Below are 19,943 nucleotides of genomic sequence, written 5' to 3' on the forward strand. Positions count from 1 at the left end.
ACTGGCTGTTTTTGTTTTCAATTGAGGAGAAATGGTATGTCTAATAATGAACGTATTTTAGCTCAAGAAAATCAAGATCTAGCAAAAACAGCACGCATTAAATACTATGATATTGTGCTTGAAAAAGGTGCCGGCGCCATCATTACTGATGTAGATCATCATCAATATATTGATCTATTAGCCAGCGCAAGTGCAACCAATACAGGTCATTCACACCCTAAAGTTGTTCGAGCAATTCAAGAACAAGCTGCCAAGTTGATACAATATACACCTGCGTATTTTGCTAACACAACGACAGCTACATTAGCACAACGGTTAGTTCAATTGGCACCGGGAGATGGTGATAAAAAGGTAGCATTTGGTAATTCAGGTTCAGACGCTAATGATGCCATTATAAAGTTTGCGCGTGCTTATACTGGTCGTTCTTACATTGTTAGTTTTACTGGTGCTTATCATGGATCAACATTTGGATCAATGTCAGTTTCTGGTGTGAGCTTGAACATGTCCAGAAAAATGGGACCGTTATTACCTGATATTGTTAAGGTACCTTATCCTGACCAAAATCAGCGCTTGGATGGGGAAGATGATGATACCTTTTCAAAACGTTTATTTGAACAATTCAAATTACCCTTTGAAACTTACTTACCAGCTGAAGAAGTGGCATTGGTTCTAATTGAAGCCATTCAAGGAGATGGTGGCATCGTTAAAGCACCCCAGCAATATATGGATTTAGTTTATGAATTTACACGTCAGCATGGTATTGTGTTTGCTGTTGATGAGGTGAATCAGGGATTAGGCCGTACTGGTAAAATGTGGAGTATTGATCATTTCGGCATTGTACCTGATATGATGAGCATTGGTAAATCGATTGCTAGTGGCTTACCGTTGAGTGCGGTTATTGGTCGACGCGATATTATGGATAGTTTAGATGCACCAGCTAATTTATATACAACCGCTGGAAATCCTGTCACATCTGCAGCGGCTTTAGCAACACTAGACGTTATAGAAGAAGAACATTTGATTGAACGTTCAGCACGACTAGGCCAGATTGCTGAGACATTTTTCCATCAAATGGCAGCGCAGTATACTTTTATTGGGGATGTTCGTTTTTATGGTTTAAATGGTGGCGTCGATATTGTCAATCAAGCAGGAGAAGCAGATGTTGAGGCAACAACTAAAATCATTTATCGTGCTTTTGAACTTGGTGTGATTATCATTAGTTTAAGAGGCAATATTTTACGTTTTCAACCGCCATTGGTCATAACGGAAGAAGAGCTCAATCAGGCATTAACCATATTGGCGCAAGTATTTGATGAGTTAAATGCACATCAGCTAGCGCTACCTGAATCTGATAATCATATTGGTTGGTAAGTGTGATAGAATAGACAACAGTAGAATAATTTTCTGTGAGAATTATTTTTAATCGTTGGATATATAGGTAAGTTAGTTGACATTCAGAAATGTACCGGTAGCTGTGAGGTGCACAATAGCTTACTTATGCTCCCAACGAAAAAGTGTGCTCATCCACACCGCGTCTCAGCGTTATGAGTTTTAAGGTAAATGACAAACAACGTCTTTGCAAAGTGCGGTGGTACCACGGTAACACGTCCGCATCTTATGCAGAGGCGTTTTTTAATATTTAAGGAGATTAGCTGATATGAAAGAATTATCATCGGCAGAGATTCGCCAAATGTTTTTGGATTTCTTTGCGTCTAAAGGTCATGAAATCGTACCTTCAAAAAATTTGATTCCGGTTGACGATCCAACATTGTTGTGGATTAATTCAGGAGTTGCAACATTAAAAAAATATTTTGATGGTTCAGTCGTACCAAAGAATCCACGCATTACGAATGCGCAAAAAGCGATTCGAACAAATGATATTGAAAATGTTGGTAAAACAGCACGACATCATACATTGTTTGAAATGATGGGCAACTTTTCGGTAGGCGATTACTTTAAAAAAGAGGTCATTCCTTGGGCGTGGGAATTGTTAACAAGTCCAGAATGGTATGGATTGGATAAAGAAAAGCTTTATGTCACAGTATACCCACGAGATAAAGAAGCTAAGACGATTTGGGAAAATGATACTGATTTGCCAGCCGGACATGTCTATGAAGTCGAAGATAATTTTTGGGATATTGGTGAGGGACCTTCAGGCCCTGACTCAGAGATTTTCTTTGATAGAGGACCAGCATTCCAAGATTTGCCGGATGATGATCCTGAAATGTATCCAGGTGGTGAGAATGAACGTTATTTGGAAATCTGGAATATTGTGTTCTCGCAATTTAATCATTTACCTGGTCTGACAGATAATACGCAATATCCAGAATTACCACATAAAAACATTGATACAGGGATGGGACTAGAGCGTTTAGTTTCTGTATTCCAAAATGGTCGCACTAATTTTGATACTGATTTGTTTTTGCCAATTATTCGTGCAACTGAAAAATTGACAGATAAAGTTTACGATACAACACAAGATTCAGAAACGAATACAAGCTTTAAAGTGATTGCAGATCATATTCGTGCTGTTACCTTTGCCATTGGTGACGGTGCCCTTCCTTCAAATGAGGGACGTGGATATGTTATTCGTCGCCTCATTCGTCGAGCTGTATTACATGGCCGTAAATTAGATATTCAAGGTGAATTTTTGTCAGGACTAGTGCCGATTGTTGCGGATATTATGGCTAGTTATTATCCTGAAGTAAAAGAAAACACAGATAAAATTCAAAAAATCATTGCCCGTGAAGAAAAGCGTTTTAATCAAACTTTGACTGGTGGTTTGGCTTTATTGCGTGATGTGATTGCTGAAGCAAAAGCTAGTGGTGAAAAGCGTATTAGTGGTGCGGCAGCCTTTAAGTTATCGGATACCTACGGTTTTCCATTGGAATTAACACAAGAGCAGGCAGCGGATGCTAATCTTGATGTAGACGTTGTAGGCTATAATCAAGCTTTGCAAGAGCAAAAAGAGCGTGCGCGTGCTGCACGTTCAAATGATAAGTCAATGGGTGTTCAAAATGCAGTACTAACCGATTTGCATGTACCATCAGAATATGTCGGTTGGACACAAACTGAGGTAAAGCAGGCAACAATTGCAGCTATTGTTGGGCAAGATACACAAGGTATTGATGCCTTGCTGGATACGGCAACGGCTGGAGAGACTGTGCAGGTTATTTTTGATCAGACACCATTTTATGCTGAGATGGGTGGGCAGATTGCCGATCAAGGAGACGTGCTATTTGAAAATGAAGTCATTGCACAAGTTGTGGACGTACAACGTGCACCTAATGGTCAACATTTACACACGGTAACGGTTACCAAAGATTTTCAAGTTAATGATATTGTTGACTTACAAGTTGATATGGCACGCCATATTGCGGTATCAAAGAATCATACGGCGACACATATGCTGGACCAAAGCTTACGTCTTATAATAGGTGGCGATGTTCATCAAGCTGGTTCACTAGTCGAGCCTGATTATTTACGTTTTGATTTTACTAATGATGGACCAGTTGATGCAACACAGTTACTAGCCATTGAGGATCTCGTGAATGAAAAAATCGCCGAAAATCTACCTATTTCTTGGGTTGAAACAGATATTGAAACGGCACAGAAGATGGGAGCAGTTGCTGTCTTTGGTGAAAAATATGGCGAAACGGTTCGTGTTGTTTCAATTGGTGATTTTAATAAAGAATTTGATGGTGGTACGCATGCCAAGTCGACAGCAGAATTAGGTCTCTTCAAAATTGTGAGTGAGTCTGGTATCGGTGCTGGTATCCGTCGTATTGAAGCGGTTACGGGATTGGTTGCTTTACAACAGTATCGTGAAGAATCAGATACTTTAAAGGCGATTGCAGCTGATTTGAAGGTGCAAAAACCGGTTGAATCACGTGTTAAAGTACAACAATTGCAAGATGATTTACGTGCAGCACAGCGACAAAACGAATCACTTGAAGCACAACTAGCCAATCAAGCAGCATCAGAAGTTTTCAATCATGTTGAACGCGTTAACGACTTGACTTATATTACTGCTCAACTTGATGTTAGCGGTATGGATGGTCTGCGCCAAGTTGCTGATAATTGGAAACAAGATTATCCATCAGATATCTTGGTATTAGCTGCAGAGGTGTCAGGAAAAGCTAATTTGATTGTTGCCGTTTCACCTAAAGGCAATCAGGCGGGTATTAAGGCAGGCGATTTGATTAAAGCGATAGCACCTAAAATTGGTGGCGGTGGCGGTGGCCGTCCTGATATGGCACAGGCAGGTGGTAAGAATCCAGCAGGTATTGCCGATGCTTTTGCTGCTGTAAACGATTTCTTATCTGCTAAGTAAAACGTTATTCTTGTTTCTTACTTCTGTAATGGATTAGACATTTAATCATGCTAAAATGAAGATGATTGAGAAAGGAGCGTGTACCTATGACAGTAAATGATGAAACAACAGTATTTGATTTTAACGATCAAATGCCAAAAGATATTCATGAAACACTGCAGATTGTGTACGGAGCTTTAGAAGAGAAAGGGTATCAACCCATTAATCAAATTGTTGGTTATTTATTATCAGGTGACCCAGCCTATATTCCACGTTTGAATGATGCGCGTAATTTGATTAAGCGTCATGAGCGTGATGAAATTATTGAAGAACTTGTACATGCCTATTTGGAGAAATAATGCGTATATTAGGATTAGATGTTGGTAGTCGCACCGTAGGTGTTGCTGTCTCTGACCCCATGGGATGGACGGCTCAAGGTGTTGAAATTATTCGAATTGATGAGGCGGCTAAAGAATTTGGATTAGAGCGTTTAGGCGAAATCATTCAAGAAACAAAGGCCAAAGGTGTTGTATTAGGCTTGCCAAAAAATATGAATAATACTGAAGGACCTAGAGCCCAAGCAGCCCGAGATTATGCTAAAATGGTTGAAGATAATTTTGGTTTGTCAACAGATTTTCAAGATGAACGACTCACAACAGTCCAAGCAGAAAGAATGTTGATTGAAGAAGCTGACGTTTCACGTAAGAAGCGTAAAAAGGTCATCGACAAGATTGCTGCGGAATTTATTTTACAAAATTATCTTGACCGTAATGGTAAATTAACCAAATAATTTAAAGAGAGCTAAATATGAGCGATAATAACGAAGAAGTCCAAAAGATCACTTTAGTTGATGATGATGGGAATGAAACCCTTCATGAAGTATTGTTTACTTTTCATTCAGATGAATATAACAAAAACTATATTTTGTTAGTTCCTGAGGGTGTTGAAGAAGACGAAGAAGTAGATATTCAAGCCTTTGTATTTGATCCAGATGAAGATGGTGAAGCGACTGAAGGCGAGTTACAACCCATTGAAGATGACAAAGAATGGGACATGGTTGAGGAAGTATTGAATACTTTCTTAGATGACGATAGCAATTTCCAATAAAAGCGCTGAGGCGCTTTTTTTGTATAATACTTTATTACTTGCTTATCAAGTGATAAACTGTTAACGAGACGTATAGTTTAAAAAATGTTGGAGGAATTTATTGTGACATTAGTGGGCATACTTGAGTTAGCACGTTTTCAATTTGCCATGACTACAATTTTCCATTTCTTCTTTGTGCCAATGTCAATTGGCTTAGCGGTTGTGGTTGCAGTAATGGAAACAATGTATGTTATCAAAAAGGATGAAACATACAAAAAAATGGCACAGTTCTGGGGTAAAATATTTTTGCTCAGCTTTGCTGTTGGTGTGGTAACTGGAATTATTCAAGAATTCCAATTCGGAATGAATTGGTCACGCTATTCGCGTTATGTTGGTGATATTTTTGGTGCACCTTTAGCGGTGGAGGCCTTGGTTGCTTTCTTTGCGGAATCAACTTTTATTGGGTTGTGGTCGTTTACCTGGGATCGTATGAAACCTGCCGTACACGTCCTATTTATTTGGATTGTAGCTATAGCTTCATGTGTTTCGGCCTTGTGGATTTTAGCAGCAAATTCATTCATGCAAAATCCAGTGGGATATGCTATTAATAATCATATGGGGCGTGCGGAACTCACAGATTTTGGTGCATTGTTAACCAATAAACAATTATGGGTACAATTTCCACACGTTATTGTTGGGACATTAGTAGCTGGTGGTTTCATTGTTGCTGGTATGGCAGCGTTTAAGTTACTCAAGCTAAAGCCTGGCGATCCACAAATTATTCTATTTAGAAAATCGATTAATATAGCTTTAGTTGTTGGTCTTATTGGTGTTGGTGGTGCTGTAATTACGGGTGATAAGCATGCCTTTGATTTACAAACGATGCAACCAATGAAGTATGCAGCAATGGAAGGTGTTGATGAGACAATTGATTCATCAAAGCGTTCGGATAAAGCGCAGCCATGGTCATTAATTTCTGTGACAAATCCTCAGACCCATAAGGTTATTGCCAAAATTGAAATTCCTTATGTACTTTCGATTCTAGGTAACCATTCTTTAACTGGTGGTAAAACAGTTGGGACAACCGAATTACAAAAAGAATTTGTGGCGAAGTATGGTGAACCCAAAGATGGTGTAGCAAATTACTATGTACCTGAAAACACATTGTTTTATGCCTTTCGCGTGATGGCTATGGGAGCAGGATTATTAGGATTAATCGCTGTTGTCGCACTATGGTTTAATCGTAAAAAGTCGAACTTGATTTTGACACAACGCTGGTTTTTATGGATTTTAGGTGTCATGACTTTCTTCCCATTTGTTGTCAATACAGCAGGATGGCTTGTAACTGAACTTGGTCGTTACCCATGGGTCGTTTATGGCTTGATGACAATTGCCGATGCTGTATCACCGAACGTATCAACGGCATCATTATTAATTTCAAATATTGTTTACTTTTTGACTTTCTCAACATTAGGTGGTTTGATGATCTGGCTATCACGCCGTGTTTTGCATGCTGGTCCAGATGTACAGGAAGAAGAAATACTTTCACCACAAGATCCTTATGAACATCTACAAGCACAAAAGGAGTCTGAGAAATAATGAGTTTATTACAAATTCTATGGTTTATTTTAATTGCAATATTGTGGGCGGGCTTCTTTTTCCTAGAAGGATTCGACTTTGGTGTAGGTATGCAGTTCTTTGGCTTAGCTAAAGATGATCATGATCGTGAAGCCCTTTATCAGTCTATTGGCCCTAACTGGGATGCAAATGAAGTGTGGCTTATTACAGCTGGTGGTGCAATGTTTGCGGCATTTCCATATTGGTATGCATCATTGTTTTCTGGATTTTATTTGATGTTATTGGTCGTACTCTTAGCCTTAATTTATCGTGGTAGTGCTTTTGAATTTAGGGAACACATGCCCACCATACAAGGAACACGTCTTTGGGAACGGTTGATTGTCTTATCATCGTTCATTGCGCCATTTTTCTTGGGGATGATATTTACAGCTATGGCATCTGGTATGCCCATTGATGCACATGGTGATTTGACGGCTGGTTTCTTTGATTACGTAACGCCATTTACATTAGTCGGAGGTATTGCCGTTACATTGATGAGCTATATTCATGGCTTGAATTTTACACGATTGAAAATTGAAGGTAAAATCACCACACGCGCTACGGCACAGTTGAAATTGCTCTATCCTGTATTATTAGCAGGCGAGGTACTGTTTGCTATCTTGTTGTTTTTCTATACTGACTTTATTCAAACGAAACCATTACTCACGGTAATTTTATTGGCAATATTAGTTGTTATGACGCTACTAGGCTGGTATTCAACTTACCATAATGGTAAAACTTTCCCCTTCTTATTATCAGGGTTTGGTTTGGTAGTTGTTGTTGTCCTATTATTCACGGGTCTATTCCCACGTCTAATGGTTGCTCATAATCCAGCGCATTCTTTGCTTATTGCAACATCTTCATCAACACCTTATACGTTACGTGTGATGACATATGTTGTGGCTACAGCCTTACCTTTGACGCTGGGCTATCAAATTTGGAGCTTTTACGTTTTCCGTAAGCGTATTGTGAGTCATAAAGTTATTGAATAAATAAACGTGCTATGATTAAGAGCGTAGTACTATATATGTTGATATGAGGTTTTAACATGATTGATCGGCGACTATTCGCTTTGCCAAACATATTTAAAACACTATTCGGGCTTGTAGTTCTAACTGGACTACAAGCTTTTGCTATATTATTGCAAGCTATTTTCCTATCAAAAGCCATTGTTGGTTTATGGCAAGGACTGGCTTTTAATATGGTGATAAATAGTGTCATTATTTTTGCTATTGCTTATATTGTGCGATATTTAATTGTTGTTTTAAAAAATCGCTATATGGCGCATTTTGCTGACGTTGCAGCAGAGAAATATCGTGTACAACTACTTAAAAAGTATACAGATTTAGGACCGAATGTAATTGCGCAGTCAGGAACAGGAAGCGCTGTGACAATGCTAGGCAGTGGTTTGGATAATGTCAAAAATTATTTTCAATTACTTTTAATTAAGGTTTTTGATTTAAGCATTATTCCATGGGTTGTGCTGTTATATATTTTTTATTTAAAATGGGATGAAGGTGTTTTCTTACTTCTCATTTTCCCAGTTGTCATTTTATTCTTTATCATTCTTGGTTTAGCAGCACAAAGTAAAGCAGATACTGAATTTGCCAATTTTAAGAATTTAAATAATCGCTTTGTGGATGCGTTAAGAGGTTTACCTACCTTAAAGCAGTTGGGATTGGCTGATGAGTATAGTGATGAAATCTATAACATATCTGAAGACTACCGTAAGGCAACGATGCGCACGTTACGTATTGCGATTACATCAACTTTTGCACTAGATTTTTTTACAACATTATCAATTGCCATTGTAGCGGTATTCTTAGGCCTTGATTTATTGAATGGGCATATGCAATTTGAACCTGCGCTTATTATTTTAGTTTTGTCACCCGAGTATTTTTTGCCACTACGTAATTTTGCGGATGATTATCATGCGACATTGGATGGTAAAAATGCCTTAACTGATGTATTAGATATTTTAGACACACCGAGTATTGTTCAACAGCAACAACTAACATTAACGCAGTGGTCAGCACAGGACGTGTTGACAATTTCTGATTTGCAATTAACTTATCCCAAACAAGAAACAGCAACGCTCAAGGCAATTACTTTATCGGCCAGCGGTTATCAAAAAATTGCGATTGTAGGTGAAAGTGGTTCAGGAAAATCAACGCTATTGAATGTATTAAGTGGCTTTCTAGAACCTGATAGCGGTAGGATTGAAATCAACCATCAGCCGTTAACGCAACTCGCACAACAAGATTGGCAACGTCAATTCTTCTATATGCCACAGCAACCATACATTTTCCATACAACCCTACGCGAAAATATTGCTTTCTATACCCCAAAGGCAAATCGTGAAGATATTAAAAAGGCTGCACAACGTGCTGGCCTAGCTGATTTAATACAAGCATTACCAGAGGGGTTAGATACGGTGATTGGTGAAAGTGGCCGTCAATTGTCTGGTGGACAAGCCCAACGCGTAGCATTAGCGCGCATGTTACTGGATACATCACGCCGCATTTTATTATTTGACGAACCCACAGCGCATTTAGATATTGAAACAGAAATCGACTTAAAAAAGACAATGAAAATGGTGCTAGATAATCATTTGGTATTCTTTGCGACGCATCGTTTACACTGGCTCAATCAGATGGATTATGTACTCGTCATGAAGCAGGGGAAAATTGTGGAAAGCGGTGAGCCTCAAGTATTATTGGCACAAGATAATAGTCAGCTTAATCAATTACGCCATCAATTACGTGATGGAGGTCTGACACATGCATAATTTAAAACAGTTACTTAAACATGATAAGTGGGTGATGCCACTATTAAGACAACGCAAAATGTCTTTATTCTGGTCGATCTTCTTGAACTTTATGATGATTTTTTCGGCAGGGGCTTTAATGTTTGTTTCTGGTTTTTTAATTTCACGTTCAGCGCAGCGGCCTTCAAACATTTTAATTATTTACGTTCCCATTGTCTTGACACGGTTATTCGGTATTTCGCGACCCGTATTTCGTTATACACAGCGTCTTGTATCACATAATTGGGTACTCAATGTTGTCTCTAAAACACGACGGGCGCTTTATGAGAGTGTTGCAAGTCATGCAGATTATATTCGCGGTAGCATTCAAAAAGGTAAAGTATTAGGCCTGTTAGCTGATGACTTGGACCGCTTGCAAAATTTGTACTTAAGAACACTATTCCCATTGGGAACAGGCATTATCCTTTATCTTTTTATCATTATTGCTTTGGGAACCATGAGCCTGTGGTTAATGTTATTTTGGTTGCTGATGTTAGCCATTATTTTACTGGCTGTACCGATCTTTAGCTTATTAATGAACCGACAACGTATTCAAAAGCAAAAGCAGTTACAATCCCAACTTTATACTGATGCCACCGATGCAGTGTTAGGCTTACAAGATTGGTTATTAGCAGGTAGACAAGCTGATTTAGTCGCGTCGCAACAAACGACGATGCGGTCGTTAGCTAAAATTAAAGGTAAGAGTATGCACTTTGGATGGTGGCGTGATTTTGCCATTCAAATGCTTGTGTTAATTTTAGTTGTCGTGACACTTTATTGGAGTAATCACTATTTTGCTGGGCAATCTCAATTGATTAATTATATTGCTGCCTTTACGTTAGCTATTTTTACTCTGGCAGATAGTTTTTTGGGTGTTAATCAGGGGATGAGTGAGGCAACATTTTATGAAGATAGTATTCGACGACTAAATGATTTACCAGAACCACGTCAACAGCAGAAAATAGCACAACCACTACAACAACACGCAGCGATTCAGTTCGACCAAGTGAGTTTTAGTTACGGTGATCGACAGATTTTAAAACACTTAGATTTAAACATTGCGGCTGGTGAGAAGATTGCAATACTTGGCCGATCAGGTGCAGGTAAAACAACATTACTTAAGTTATTATCTGGTGATTTGCAACCAGATACCGGTCATATTTATCTAAATAAGAAAAAGTATCATGATTTGCATCCGCAAATTGCTATTTTAGATCAACAAACTTATTTATTTGATACGACTATTCGTAATAATATTCGAATGGGTAATCTTTCTGCAACACAAGAACAGATTGAACAGGCGGTTGAACAGGCTGGTTTATCTGATTTACTCAAAAGCTTAGCGCAAGGATATGATACACCTATGCATGAAGCGGGTACTCGTTTTTCCGGTGGCGAACGGCAACGTTTTGCTCTAGCCAGAATTTTGCTTCAAGACGCACCTATTGTTATACTAGATGAACCGACTGTTGCTTTAGACCCGAAAACAGAGCAAGAAGTGCTTGATCGGATATTTAAAGCATTATCTGGGCGTACGATTATTTGGGTCACCCATCATTTAACAGGTATTCAAAATGTTGATCATGTTTATTTCTTAGAGGATGGTCAATTCATTTTGTCAGGTACACCGCAAAAGTTAGCGCAAGAATCACCGCGATTCCAACAATTATTAAAACTTGATCAATATTAAAATGGCTACAAAAAGAAAACCGTCTCCTCAAATTAGAAAAAAATATGTTAAAAAACGACGACCTACTGGGCGGCGACCCAAGAAAAATCAAAAAGTGATGAAACAGTGGTTAGTGCTGGGTGCGTTGTCTATTTTTGTGATACTCATTATTGCAGGAATGTTTAAATCAGAAGAAAAGGTGGTTGAGAAACCAACGAATATGACCAATCAAACCTATGATGCACGGGTTGCTTGGATTAACGAATTAGCCCCTTATGCACGTGAATTGCAAAAAAAATATGGCGTGTTAGCGTCAATCAGTATTGGGCAAGCTATTTTAGAGTCTAATTGGAATAGTAGTGATTTGGCGAGCCAGTATCATAATTTATACGGTGTCAAAGCTGATGCTAATCAACGCAGTGTGCTACTCCCAACTAAGGAGTATGAAAACGGTGAGTGGGTAACCATTAACGGTCGATTTGCTGTATATAATAGTTGGCAGGATAGCATGCACGCACATGCAAAGTTATTAGCGCATGGAACAAGCTGGAATCCACAGCAATATGCACATGTTTTAAGTGCGAAAGATTATGCAACAGCGGCTAAAGCTTTAACACAAGATGGTTATGCAACGGATCCAACTTATGCACAAAAGCTCATTGAAATTATTAACACGTGGCATCTGAATCGATTTGATCGTAAAACTTAAGTATAAATTTTTCCAAAAGCGAACTAGTGTTCGTTTTTTTATTTGATATAATAGATTAGATAAATTTTAGTGATAAAAGAGGCAAATATGACAGTTGAAACACTGATTGCGGGTATGAATGATAAGCAAGCCGAGGCTGTGCAAACAACACAAGGGCCATTATTAATTATGGCTGGTGCGGGCTCTGGTAAAACGAGAGTGTTGACACATCGTATTGCACACTTAATTGAAGATTTGAATATTTTTCCTTGGCGTATCTTAGCTATTACATTTACTAATAAAGCAGCCAAAGAAATGAAAGAACGTATTGCGCGTTTAGTTGATGAAGATGTTGCGCGTGATATATGGGTTTCAACATTCCATGCGTTAGCTGTGCGTATTTTACGTCGAGATGGTGAGAAAATTGGTTTATCACGTAATTTTACAATTGTGGACACTAGTGCACAACGAACATTGATGAAGCGTGTGATCAACGATTTAAACTTAGACACAAATCAGTATGATCCACGAGCAATCTTGGGGGCTATATCAAACGCTAAAAATGATATGCTATCACCTCAAGATTTCGCCAAACAAGCTGGTAATATTTATCAGGAAACAGTGGCTGAAGCATATGCTGCTTATCAAGCCGAACTAAAGCGCGCACAAAGTGTTGATTTTGACGACTTAATTATGTTGACGATTGAATTATTTCGACAATCACCGGATGTTTTAGAACGTTATCAAAATCAATTTGAATATTTACATGTAGACGAATATCAGGATACCAATGATGCCCAATATACGATTGTGAATATGCTAGCTGCACGTTCTAAAAATTTGGCCGTTGTTGGGGATGCCGACCAATCGATTTATGGTTGGCGTGGTGCTAACATGAATAATATTTTGAACTTTGAACAGGACTATCCAGATGCTCATGTTGTCTTATTGGAGCAAAACTATCGGTCAACACAAAATATCTTGGATGCAGCAAATGACGTCATTGCGAATAATAATGAGCGTCGGCCTAAACAGCTTTGGACACAAAACGGGGAAGGTGAAAAAATCACTTATTACCGTGCGCAAACTGAACGTGACGAGGCTAATTTTGTACTAGCCAAAATTCAAAAATTACGTGAAGAACAAAAACATGCATATAGTGATTTTGCCATTTTGTACCGAACAAATGCACAATCACGTAATATGGAAGAAGCTTTGGTAAAAGCCAATATGCCATATACCATGGTTGGTGGACATAAGTTCTATGAGCGAAAAGAAATTCTGGATATTATCTCTTATTTAAATTTAATTGCTAACCCTAACGATAATGCTGCTTTTGAACGGGTTGTTAACGAACCAAAGCGTGGTATTGGACCAACAAGTATTAATCACTTACGTGAGTTTGCTAATCGTATGGAGTGGTCATACATGACAGCAATTGACAGTATTGAATTAGCACCAGAACTGACAGCCCGTGCGGTCACTAAATTATTGGCATTTGCTGACTTAATGCATACATTGCAGCAGCAAGCTGAATTTTTGACGGTAACAGAATTAGCTGAAATGGTAATGACACGTAGTGGTTATCGTAAGATGTTGCAAGATAAAAATGATCCAGATAGCCAAGCACGTTTAGAAAACTTGGAAGAATTCTTATCCGTTACCAAAGAATTTGATGATAAGTATAATGCGGATGATATCGATGCTGTGAATCCATTGATTGATTTTCTAGGTAGTACTGCACTGATGAGTGATCTGGATGACTTTGAAGAAGGTGATGGTGCAGTGACTCTGATGACATTGCATGCGGCCAAAGGTTTGGAGTTCCCAGTTGTCTTTATGGTTGGGTTAGAAGAAGGTATTTTCCCATTAGCCAGAGCGACGCAAGATGATGATCAGTTAGAAGAAGAACGCCGATTAGCTTATGTAGGTATTACACGAGCGATGAAAAAGCTATTTTTGACTAATGCTTTCTCACGTTTGTTGTATGGTCGTACCCAGAGTAATCAACCATCTCGCTTCATTGATGAGATTGATCCAAAACGATTATTTAATGAATATAGTGGGGTTAGTGCCTCTCAATCATTACCATTTGATCGCAAAACACAACGTGCTGTTGCAACAACTTATCAAGCAACGCCTGTTAAGAAGACAACAGCTGGAGAATCTGGTGCGGACAAGGTGAATTGGCAAGTTGGTGATAAAGTATCACATAAGAAATGGGGTATTGGTACGGTTGTAGCAGTTTCTGGTAATCAACAAGATCAAGAACTGAAAGTTGCTTTTCCTGCCGACGGCATTAAACAATTGCTTGCAGCATTTGCGCCAATTACACGAGTGGAATAGAATATAGGAGATTGTTGAATGTCGATCATATACGATCCACTAAATAAAAATTTTATTGAATGATGAGGTGATCAATGTTACCTGAATTTAAAGCAGTGAGTGAGCTAACGACAGCTCAAGCACAACAGGAAATTGCAAAACTGCAAGATGATTTAACCCGTTATGGCGTTGAATATTATGAGGATGATAATCCGAGTGTTGAAGATCATGTTTATGATGCCTTTTATGCACGTTTAGTTGATTTAGAAGCAGCATTTCCACAATTTATGACACCAGAATCACCGACACAACGGGTCGGTGGTACTAATGTTAAGTCAGAGTTAACCAAAATTACCCATCCGGTACCAATGTTGTCTTTAGGGGATGTTTTTAGTTTAGAAGAACTACAAGATTGGGATGCTAGAACAACTAAAGCTTTAGGTTTTCAAAGTGATTATAATTTAGAATTGAAAATTGATGGTTTGGCAGTTGCTTTAGATTATGAAAATGGTGAATTGGTTCAGGCATCTACACGTGGTAATGGAACAATTGGCGAAGATGTGACGGCTAATGTTAAGACTATTCAAGCTATTCCTCAAAGGTTGAGTGAACCATTAACAATTGAGGTGCGTGGCGAAATTTATATGCCTAAAAAGAGTTTTGCCAAGCTGAATCAGCAACGTGAGTTGGAGGGATTGGCACCATTTGCTAATCCGCGTAATGCCGCAGCGGGGTCTTTGAGACAATTAGATGCTAAAGTTACCAAAAAGCGTGAGTTATCTGCTTTCGTGTACTATACGGCTGACTTTGAAACACTTGGTGCTGAGACACAAAGCGGTGCTTTACAACGTTTTGCAGCATTAGGATTACCAACTAATACGACGAATCAAGTTATTTCAGTAATGTCATATATTTCTTCATATATTACACACTATACGCAACAAAGAGATACCTTAGATTATGGTATTGACGGGGTTGTGGTTAAGGTTAATGCTTTAGATTTACAGTTGGACCTTGGTAATACCGTTAAAATTCCGCGTTGGGCGATTGCCTATAAATTTCCGCCCGAAGAAGCACTGACAACTGTTAGAGATATCGAGTGGACGGTGGGACGTACAGGTGCCGTAACCCCCACAGCAGTGATGGATCCAGTACAACTCGCTGGTACTGTGGTTAAAAGAGCGAGCTTGCATAATCCAGATTACCTCAATGCTAAAGGTATCCGAATTGGAGATACTGTTACCTTACATAAGGCTGGCGATATTATTCCAGAAGTGGGGCAAGTGATTGAAGAAAAGCGGTCAATAGACAGTGTGCCTTATGTCATCCCCGTTATGTGTCCGGCTTGTCAATCAGAATTAGTGCATATTGAAGGTGAGGTTGCACTGCGCTGTATTAATCCATTTTGTTCAGCACAAATTCAGGAACGTTTAACGCATTTTGCTTCCCGAAATGCGATGAACATTGATGGTATGGGGCCAAGGGTGATTGCGCAACTCTTAAAAAATAACTTGATTCAAGATGTTGCGTCAATCTATGCACTGAAGGAAGAACAGTTATTATCACTAGATAAATTTAAAGAGAAATCAGCGAATAATCTATTTAATGCCATTCAACAATCGAAGCAAAATTCGTTAGAAAGATTGTTATTCGGTCTGGGTATTCGCATGGTTGGTGCCAAGGCTGCTAAATTAATTGCTAAAAAGTTTAAAGACTTAACACAACTGATGCATACCACTTCAGCTGATATTGCAAGTATTGATGGTATCGGTAGCACGATTGCTGATTCTATGGTGCAGTTTTTTAGTACGCCACAAGCACAACAGTTAGTGCAGGATTTAATGGCTGCTGGTGTTAACGGTAAGTATCTATCTGATGTAGAAATTGATGAAAATTCATTTTTCTTCGGCAAAAAGATCGTTTTAACTGGTAAACTAGAACAAATGAGTCGTCCAGTGATTGCTAAGTGGCTCGAAAACCATGGTGCAAGTGTTGTCGGTTCTGTTTCTGCCAAAACAGATTTGGTTATTGCTGGACATTCGGCAGGTAGCAAGCTAGATAAAGCAACAGGTCTAGGCATACCAGTGTGGCAGGAACAGCAATTTATTGATACTAAGCAAGAAGAGGATAATCAATCATGAAGCGCATAGGTTTTCGTGGCTATGTCATTATAGCGATATCAATTTTGATTATAGCGTTATTATCGTTGTATATTTTTAATATGAATCGGATTACACCAACTTCTAGAAAAACAAGTAGTGTACAAGTGACTTCTAGTTCAGGGGATGGTGATTATCAGACAGTAATCAAGAACGGACGTTATTTGACAAGTAAAGCACGAGGTATTACGGCGGGTTCGGAAGCCAACAGTTTAGACACAAAACATTTTGAATCCGGCTTATTATCTTTAGCTAAAAATCATTTCAAGACTAATCAATATGTTTTTCAAGAAGGACAGTATTTAAGCTCAGATACGGTTACTTCATGGTTAAGCCGAAGTTCGGATGATAAAGTTGGATTAAATCCAGCAGACAATGGTAAAAAAGATAGTGATCGTGAGCCAATTTATGTACAAAGTCTGACTGAACAAGACTTTATGGTTAAAAGTGGTGATAGCCTAAAATTGTCGGGTATGGTTATCGGTGTTGCGATGAATACACAAGATCAGTACCAACGTGAAAAATATGGTGCAACTTATACTCAAGACATTTCAACAGCGGATATGAAAGCTTATGGTAAGAAAATTGCGCCTAAAATTATTTCTCGTATACGCCAACTAAAGGGGATTAGTGATAGCGTTCCTATTGTGCTTGCAATGTATGCTAATGCACCTGCTGATTCATTAACGCCTGGTAACTTTTATGCTGAAGCGAAAAGTACCAAGGGAACGGATCTGAGTGAGTGGCAATCGATTGATCAAAAATCAATTGTTTTACCTAAGTTATCCACAGACACATCAAGTCTTGGTAGTGATGAAAATAATGGTTTTTCTAACTTTAAAACGGAAATTCAAGATTTCTTCCCTAATATAGCTGGGGCAACAGCTGTCGCTTCGTTTAAGAATGGACAGTTAACGAATATGAATGTGACCATTACAACGCAATTCTATAGTCAAACAGAGATTAGTAGTTTTGCAAACTTTGTTGCACAAGAAGGGTTGCGTTATTTACCAAGTAATGTACCCATTCGTATGGTAATCAAGACGTCTAATGAGACGCAGGCAATATTGCAGCGCAATAAAGACGATAAAACATTTAAAATTACAGTATTAGATTAAATTAAAAAAATGCTACTCATCTTTAAGACGGGTAGCATTTTTAATGCAATCATATGAAATTAGGTTAATTAAGATTTGACATCAGCGTTAGCTGTTGCTGATGCAGCTTTAATTGCGATTGTACTGTCATTTAATACTGCTTGTAAATCGTGAACAGTTGGGTTTTCCAAATAGAAATCAGCAATTTGATCAGCAATGTGTTCTTGTAAAACACGCTTCAAAGGCCGTGCACCCATAGCAGGATTGTATCCCAAATCAACTAATTTGGCTTTAGCATCCGCGTCAACATTGATATGCAAATTATTATCAGCTAAGTTGTCGTTCATATCAGCTAGTAGTAAGTCTACAATCTTGAGTAAACTATCGCGGTCTAATGATTGGAATTCAATAATATCATCAAATCGATTCAAGAATTCTGGACGGAAATAGTTTTCCAATCGTGCAACTAAACGATTCTGCGCACTGGTTGAACCAAAACCAACTGGTGCATTACCTGTATCTGTTGAACCCGCATTAGAAGTCATAATGATGATGGTATCTTTGAAACTCACCGTATGACCTTGTGCATCTGTTAGACGACCGTCGTCTAGAACTTGTAAGAACATATTCATCACATCTGGATGCGCTTTTTCGATTTCATCTAATAAAATTAATGAGTAGGGATGACGTCGAACTTGTTCTGTTAGTTGACCAGCTTCTTCATAGCCAATATACCCGGCAGGTGCGCCAATCATCTTTGATACAGAGTGCTTTTCCATATATTCACTCATGTCAAAACGAATCAAAGCATCTTTACTACCAAACATTTCCTTAGCCAACTGCTTAGCTGTTTCTGTCTTACCGACACCAGTTGGTCCAACAAACAGGAAGGAACCAATTGGCCGACCAGATTTTGTTAAACCAATACGGTTACGACGGACCGCCTTGGCAATTTTTTCAACAGCATTGGCCTGACCAATGACATGATCTGACAAATTTTTATCCAAATCTTTCAGCTGATTAGCTTCGTTTTCTTTTAACTCACCAACCGGTATATCTGTTTTGTCTTCAATAATTTTAAGAATATCCTTTTCAGTCACTTGTTGTGGTTGACTCATTTCAGGATGTGCTTCAACTTGGGCTTTTTGTGATGTCAGTTGGTTGACTTGATCACGCCAATAACTTGCTTTTTCAAAGTCTTCTTTATCAATTGCTTCTTGCTTGAGTTTCTCGGCAGAATCAATTTTATTTTGAATTGTTTTTGGATCAGCTACGGTCATGGTCAAATTTTTACGTGATCCAGCTTCATCAATTAAGTCGATAGCTTTATCTGGTAAAAATCTTTCGGGAATATAGCGATCAGATAAGTCAACAGCTGATACTAATGCATCATCAGTATAGGTAACGTGATGATAGTCTTGATATTTCTCACGAATACCTTGCAAGATTGTGAGGGTCTCTTCTTGGGTTGGTTCCTCGACTTGAACCTGTTGGAAACGTCGAGAAATAGCACCATCTTTTTCAATTTTACGATACTCATTAAGCGTCGTTGCGCCGATAAGCTGGAATTCACCACGAGCTAAAGCGGGTTTCAAAATATTACCAGCATCCATACCACCCTCGGCATTACCGGCACCCATGATTTCGTGGATTTCATCAATGAATAAAATAATATCTTCATTATCAGTGACTTCTTCCATTAACTGTCGCATACGTGCCTCGAATTGACCGCGCATGCTCGTACCTTGGACCATGCTGACCATGTCTAAGCGAATGATCTCTTTTCGTTGTAGCTTATCTGGTACTTTACCACTAACAATTGCTTGAGCTAAACCTTCTACCACAGCAGTTTTACCAACGCCGGGTTCTCCGATTAGAACAGGATTGTTTTTAGTACGGCGGTTTAATATTTCAATGACACGTGATACTTCGTTATCACGACCAATGACAGGATCTAGCTTACCTTCGCGTGCAAGTTGCGTTAGGTTAATACCAAATTCCTCTAATAATGTCTTTTGCTTTTTTGATGCGCCTTTTTTATTATTCTGTTGTTGTCCTTGTGTTCGTTGCATTTCGTCATTCATTGCACGAAACATATCATCTAAATTGTTAAAACCAAATGGATCTTGTGCTGCCATAAAAAGTGTACTCCTTTCTGGATAAGTTTATTGTAACACTTTTAGC

Annotated in this window: 14 protein-coding genes; 13 read left to right on the top strand and 1 reads right to left on the bottom strand. The window is 38.7% G+C overall.

From position 1 onward, the window contains the following. Positions 1-36: 36 nt before the first annotated feature. The 13 genes from C5L23_RS03660 (at position 37) to C5L23_RS03720 (ending at position 17,780) form a co-directional block, all read left to right on the top strand. Complete coding sequence (locus C5L23_RS03660) at positions 37-1,371, top strand: aspartate aminotransferase family protein (protein WP_010008148.1); 1,335 nt, start codon at positions 37-39, stop codon at positions 1,369-1,371. A 286-nt stretch (positions 1,372-1,657) separates the two neighbouring features. After that, positions 1,658-4,333, top strand: coding sequence for an alanine--tRNA ligase (gene alaS / locus C5L23_RS03665; protein ID WP_133264301.1), 2,676 nt, complete (start codon positions 1,658-1,660; stop codon positions 4,331-4,333). Between the two features lie 86 nt (positions 4,334-4,419). Continuing rightward, the gene (locus C5L23_RS03670; RefSeq protein ID WP_010008147.1) at positions 4,420-4,671 is read left to right on the top strand and encodes an IreB family regulatory phosphoprotein; all 252 of its coding nucleotides are present in this window, start codon (positions 4,420-4,422) and stop codon (positions 4,669-4,671) included. Next, a complete protein-coding gene (ruvX, locus tag C5L23_RS03675; RefSeq protein WP_010008146.1) occupies positions 4,671-5,102 on the top strand; it encodes a Holliday junction resolvase RuvX in 432 nt (143 codons plus the stop codon). The genes C5L23_RS03670 and ruvX overlap by 1 nt, the downstream gene beginning before the upstream one ends. A 17-nt stretch (positions 5,103-5,119) precedes the next feature. Further along, positions 5,120-5,419, top strand: coding sequence for a DUF1292 domain-containing protein (locus C5L23_RS03680; RefSeq protein WP_010008145.1), 300 nt, complete (start codon positions 5,120-5,122; stop codon positions 5,417-5,419). 99 nt (positions 5,420-5,518) lie between these two features. Next, the gene (locus C5L23_RS03685; RefSeq protein WP_029508686.1) at positions 5,519-6,997 is read left to right on the top strand and encodes a cytochrome ubiquinol oxidase subunit I; all 1,479 of its coding nucleotides are present in this window, start codon (positions 5,519-5,521) and stop codon (positions 6,995-6,997) included. Beyond that, a complete protein-coding gene (gene cydB / locus C5L23_RS03690) occupies positions 6,997-8,007 on the top strand; it encodes a cytochrome d ubiquinol oxidase subunit II (RefSeq protein ID WP_010008143.1) in 1,011 nt (336 codons plus the stop codon). The genes C5L23_RS03685 and cydB overlap by 1 nt, the downstream gene beginning before the upstream one ends. A gap of 56 nt (positions 8,008-8,063) precedes the next feature. Then, a complete protein-coding gene (gene cydD / locus C5L23_RS03695; protein ID WP_133264302.1) occupies positions 8,064-9,803 on the top strand; it encodes a thiol reductant ABC exporter subunit CydD in 1,740 nt (579 codons plus the stop codon). Further along, a complete protein-coding gene (cydC, locus tag C5L23_RS03700) occupies positions 9,796-11,511 on the top strand; it encodes a thiol reductant ABC exporter subunit CydC (RefSeq protein WP_010008142.1) in 1,716 nt (571 codons plus the stop codon). The genes cydD and cydC overlap by 8 nt, the downstream gene beginning before the upstream one ends. Positions 11,512-11,608: 97 nt before the next feature. After that, positions 11,609-12,199, top strand: a complete 591-nt coding sequence (locus tag C5L23_RS03705) for a glycoside hydrolase family 73 protein (RefSeq protein WP_133264307.1) — start codon at positions 11,609-11,611, stop codon at positions 12,197-12,199. A gap of 87 nt (positions 12,200-12,286) precedes the next feature. Next, entirely contained in the window at positions 12,287-14,524 is a 2,238-nt protein-coding gene (gene pcrA, locus C5L23_RS03710; RefSeq protein ID WP_010008136.1) for a DNA helicase PcrA, read from the top strand. A 74-nt stretch (positions 14,525-14,598) separates the two neighbouring features. Continuing rightward, a complete protein-coding gene (gene ligA, locus C5L23_RS03715; protein ID WP_010008134.1) occupies positions 14,599-16,644 on the top strand; it encodes an NAD-dependent DNA ligase LigA in 2,046 nt (681 codons plus the stop codon). Then, positions 16,641-17,780 carry a CamS family sex pheromone protein gene (locus tag C5L23_RS03720; protein WP_010008133.1) on the top strand — a complete coding sequence of 380 codons (1,140 nt, stop codon included), beginning with the start codon at positions 16,641-16,643 and terminating at the stop codon, positions 17,778-17,780. The genes ligA and C5L23_RS03720 overlap by 4 nt, the downstream gene beginning before the upstream one ends. Positions 17,781-17,848: 68 nt before the next feature. On the opposite strand, the gene C5L23_RS03725 is transcribed toward C5L23_RS03720, so the two are convergent. Next, entirely contained in the window at positions 17,849-19,897 is a 2,049-nt protein-coding gene (locus C5L23_RS03725; RefSeq protein WP_010008132.1) for an ATP-dependent Clp protease ATP-binding subunit, read from the bottom strand. Between the last annotated feature and the right edge of the window lie 46 nt (positions 19,898-19,943).

Source organism: Leuconostoc fallax (assembly GCF_004354645.1).
Classification (GTDB): Bacteria; Bacillota; Bacilli; order Lactobacillales; family Lactobacillaceae; genus Leuconostoc_B; species Leuconostoc_B fallax.

Excerpts from the sequence above, each read along its gene's own strand:
- C5L23_RS03660 (WP_010008148.1), top strand. The coding sequence starts at position 37 with ATGTCTAATAATGAACGTATTTTAGCTCAAGAAAATCAAGATCTAGCA.
- alaS (WP_133264301.1), top strand. The coding sequence starts at position 1,658 with ATGAAAGAATTATCATCGGCAGAGATTCGCCAAATGTTTTTGGATTTC.
- C5L23_RS03670 (WP_010008147.1), top strand. The coding sequence starts at position 4,420 with ATGACAGTAAATGATGAAACAACAGTATTTGATTTTAACGATCAAATG.
- ruvX (WP_010008146.1), top strand. The coding sequence starts at position 4,671 with ATGCGTATATTAGGATTAGATGTTGGTAGTCGCACCGTAGGTGTTGCT.
- C5L23_RS03680 (WP_010008145.1), top strand. The coding sequence starts at position 5,120 with ATGAGCGATAATAACGAAGAAGTCCAAAAGATCACTTTAGTTGATGAT.
- cydB (WP_010008143.1), top strand. The coding sequence starts at position 6,997 with ATGAGTTTATTACAAATTCTATGGTTTATTTTAATTGCAATATTGTGG.
- cydD (WP_133264302.1), top strand. The coding sequence starts at position 8,064 with ATGATTGATCGGCGACTATTCGCTTTGCCAAACATATTTAAAACACTA.
- cydC (WP_010008142.1), top strand. The coding sequence starts at position 9,796 with ATGCATAATTTAAAACAGTTACTTAAACATGATAAGTGGGTGATGCCA.
- C5L23_RS03705 (WP_133264307.1), top strand. The coding sequence starts at position 11,609 with ATGAAACAGTGGTTAGTGCTGGGTGCGTTGTCTATTTTTGTGATACTC.
- pcrA (WP_010008136.1), top strand. The coding sequence starts at position 12,287 with ATGACAGTTGAAACACTGATTGCGGGTATGAATGATAAGCAAGCCGAG.
- ligA (WP_010008134.1), top strand. The coding sequence starts at position 14,599 with ATGTTACCTGAATTTAAAGCAGTGAGTGAGCTAACGACAGCTCAAGCA.
- C5L23_RS03720 (WP_010008133.1), top strand. The coding sequence starts at position 16,641 with ATGAAGCGCATAGGTTTTCGTGGCTATGTCATTATAGCGATATCAATT.
- C5L23_RS03725 (WP_010008132.1), bottom strand. The coding sequence starts at position 19,897 with ATGGCAGCACAAGATCCATTTGGTTTTAACAATTTAGATGATATGTTT.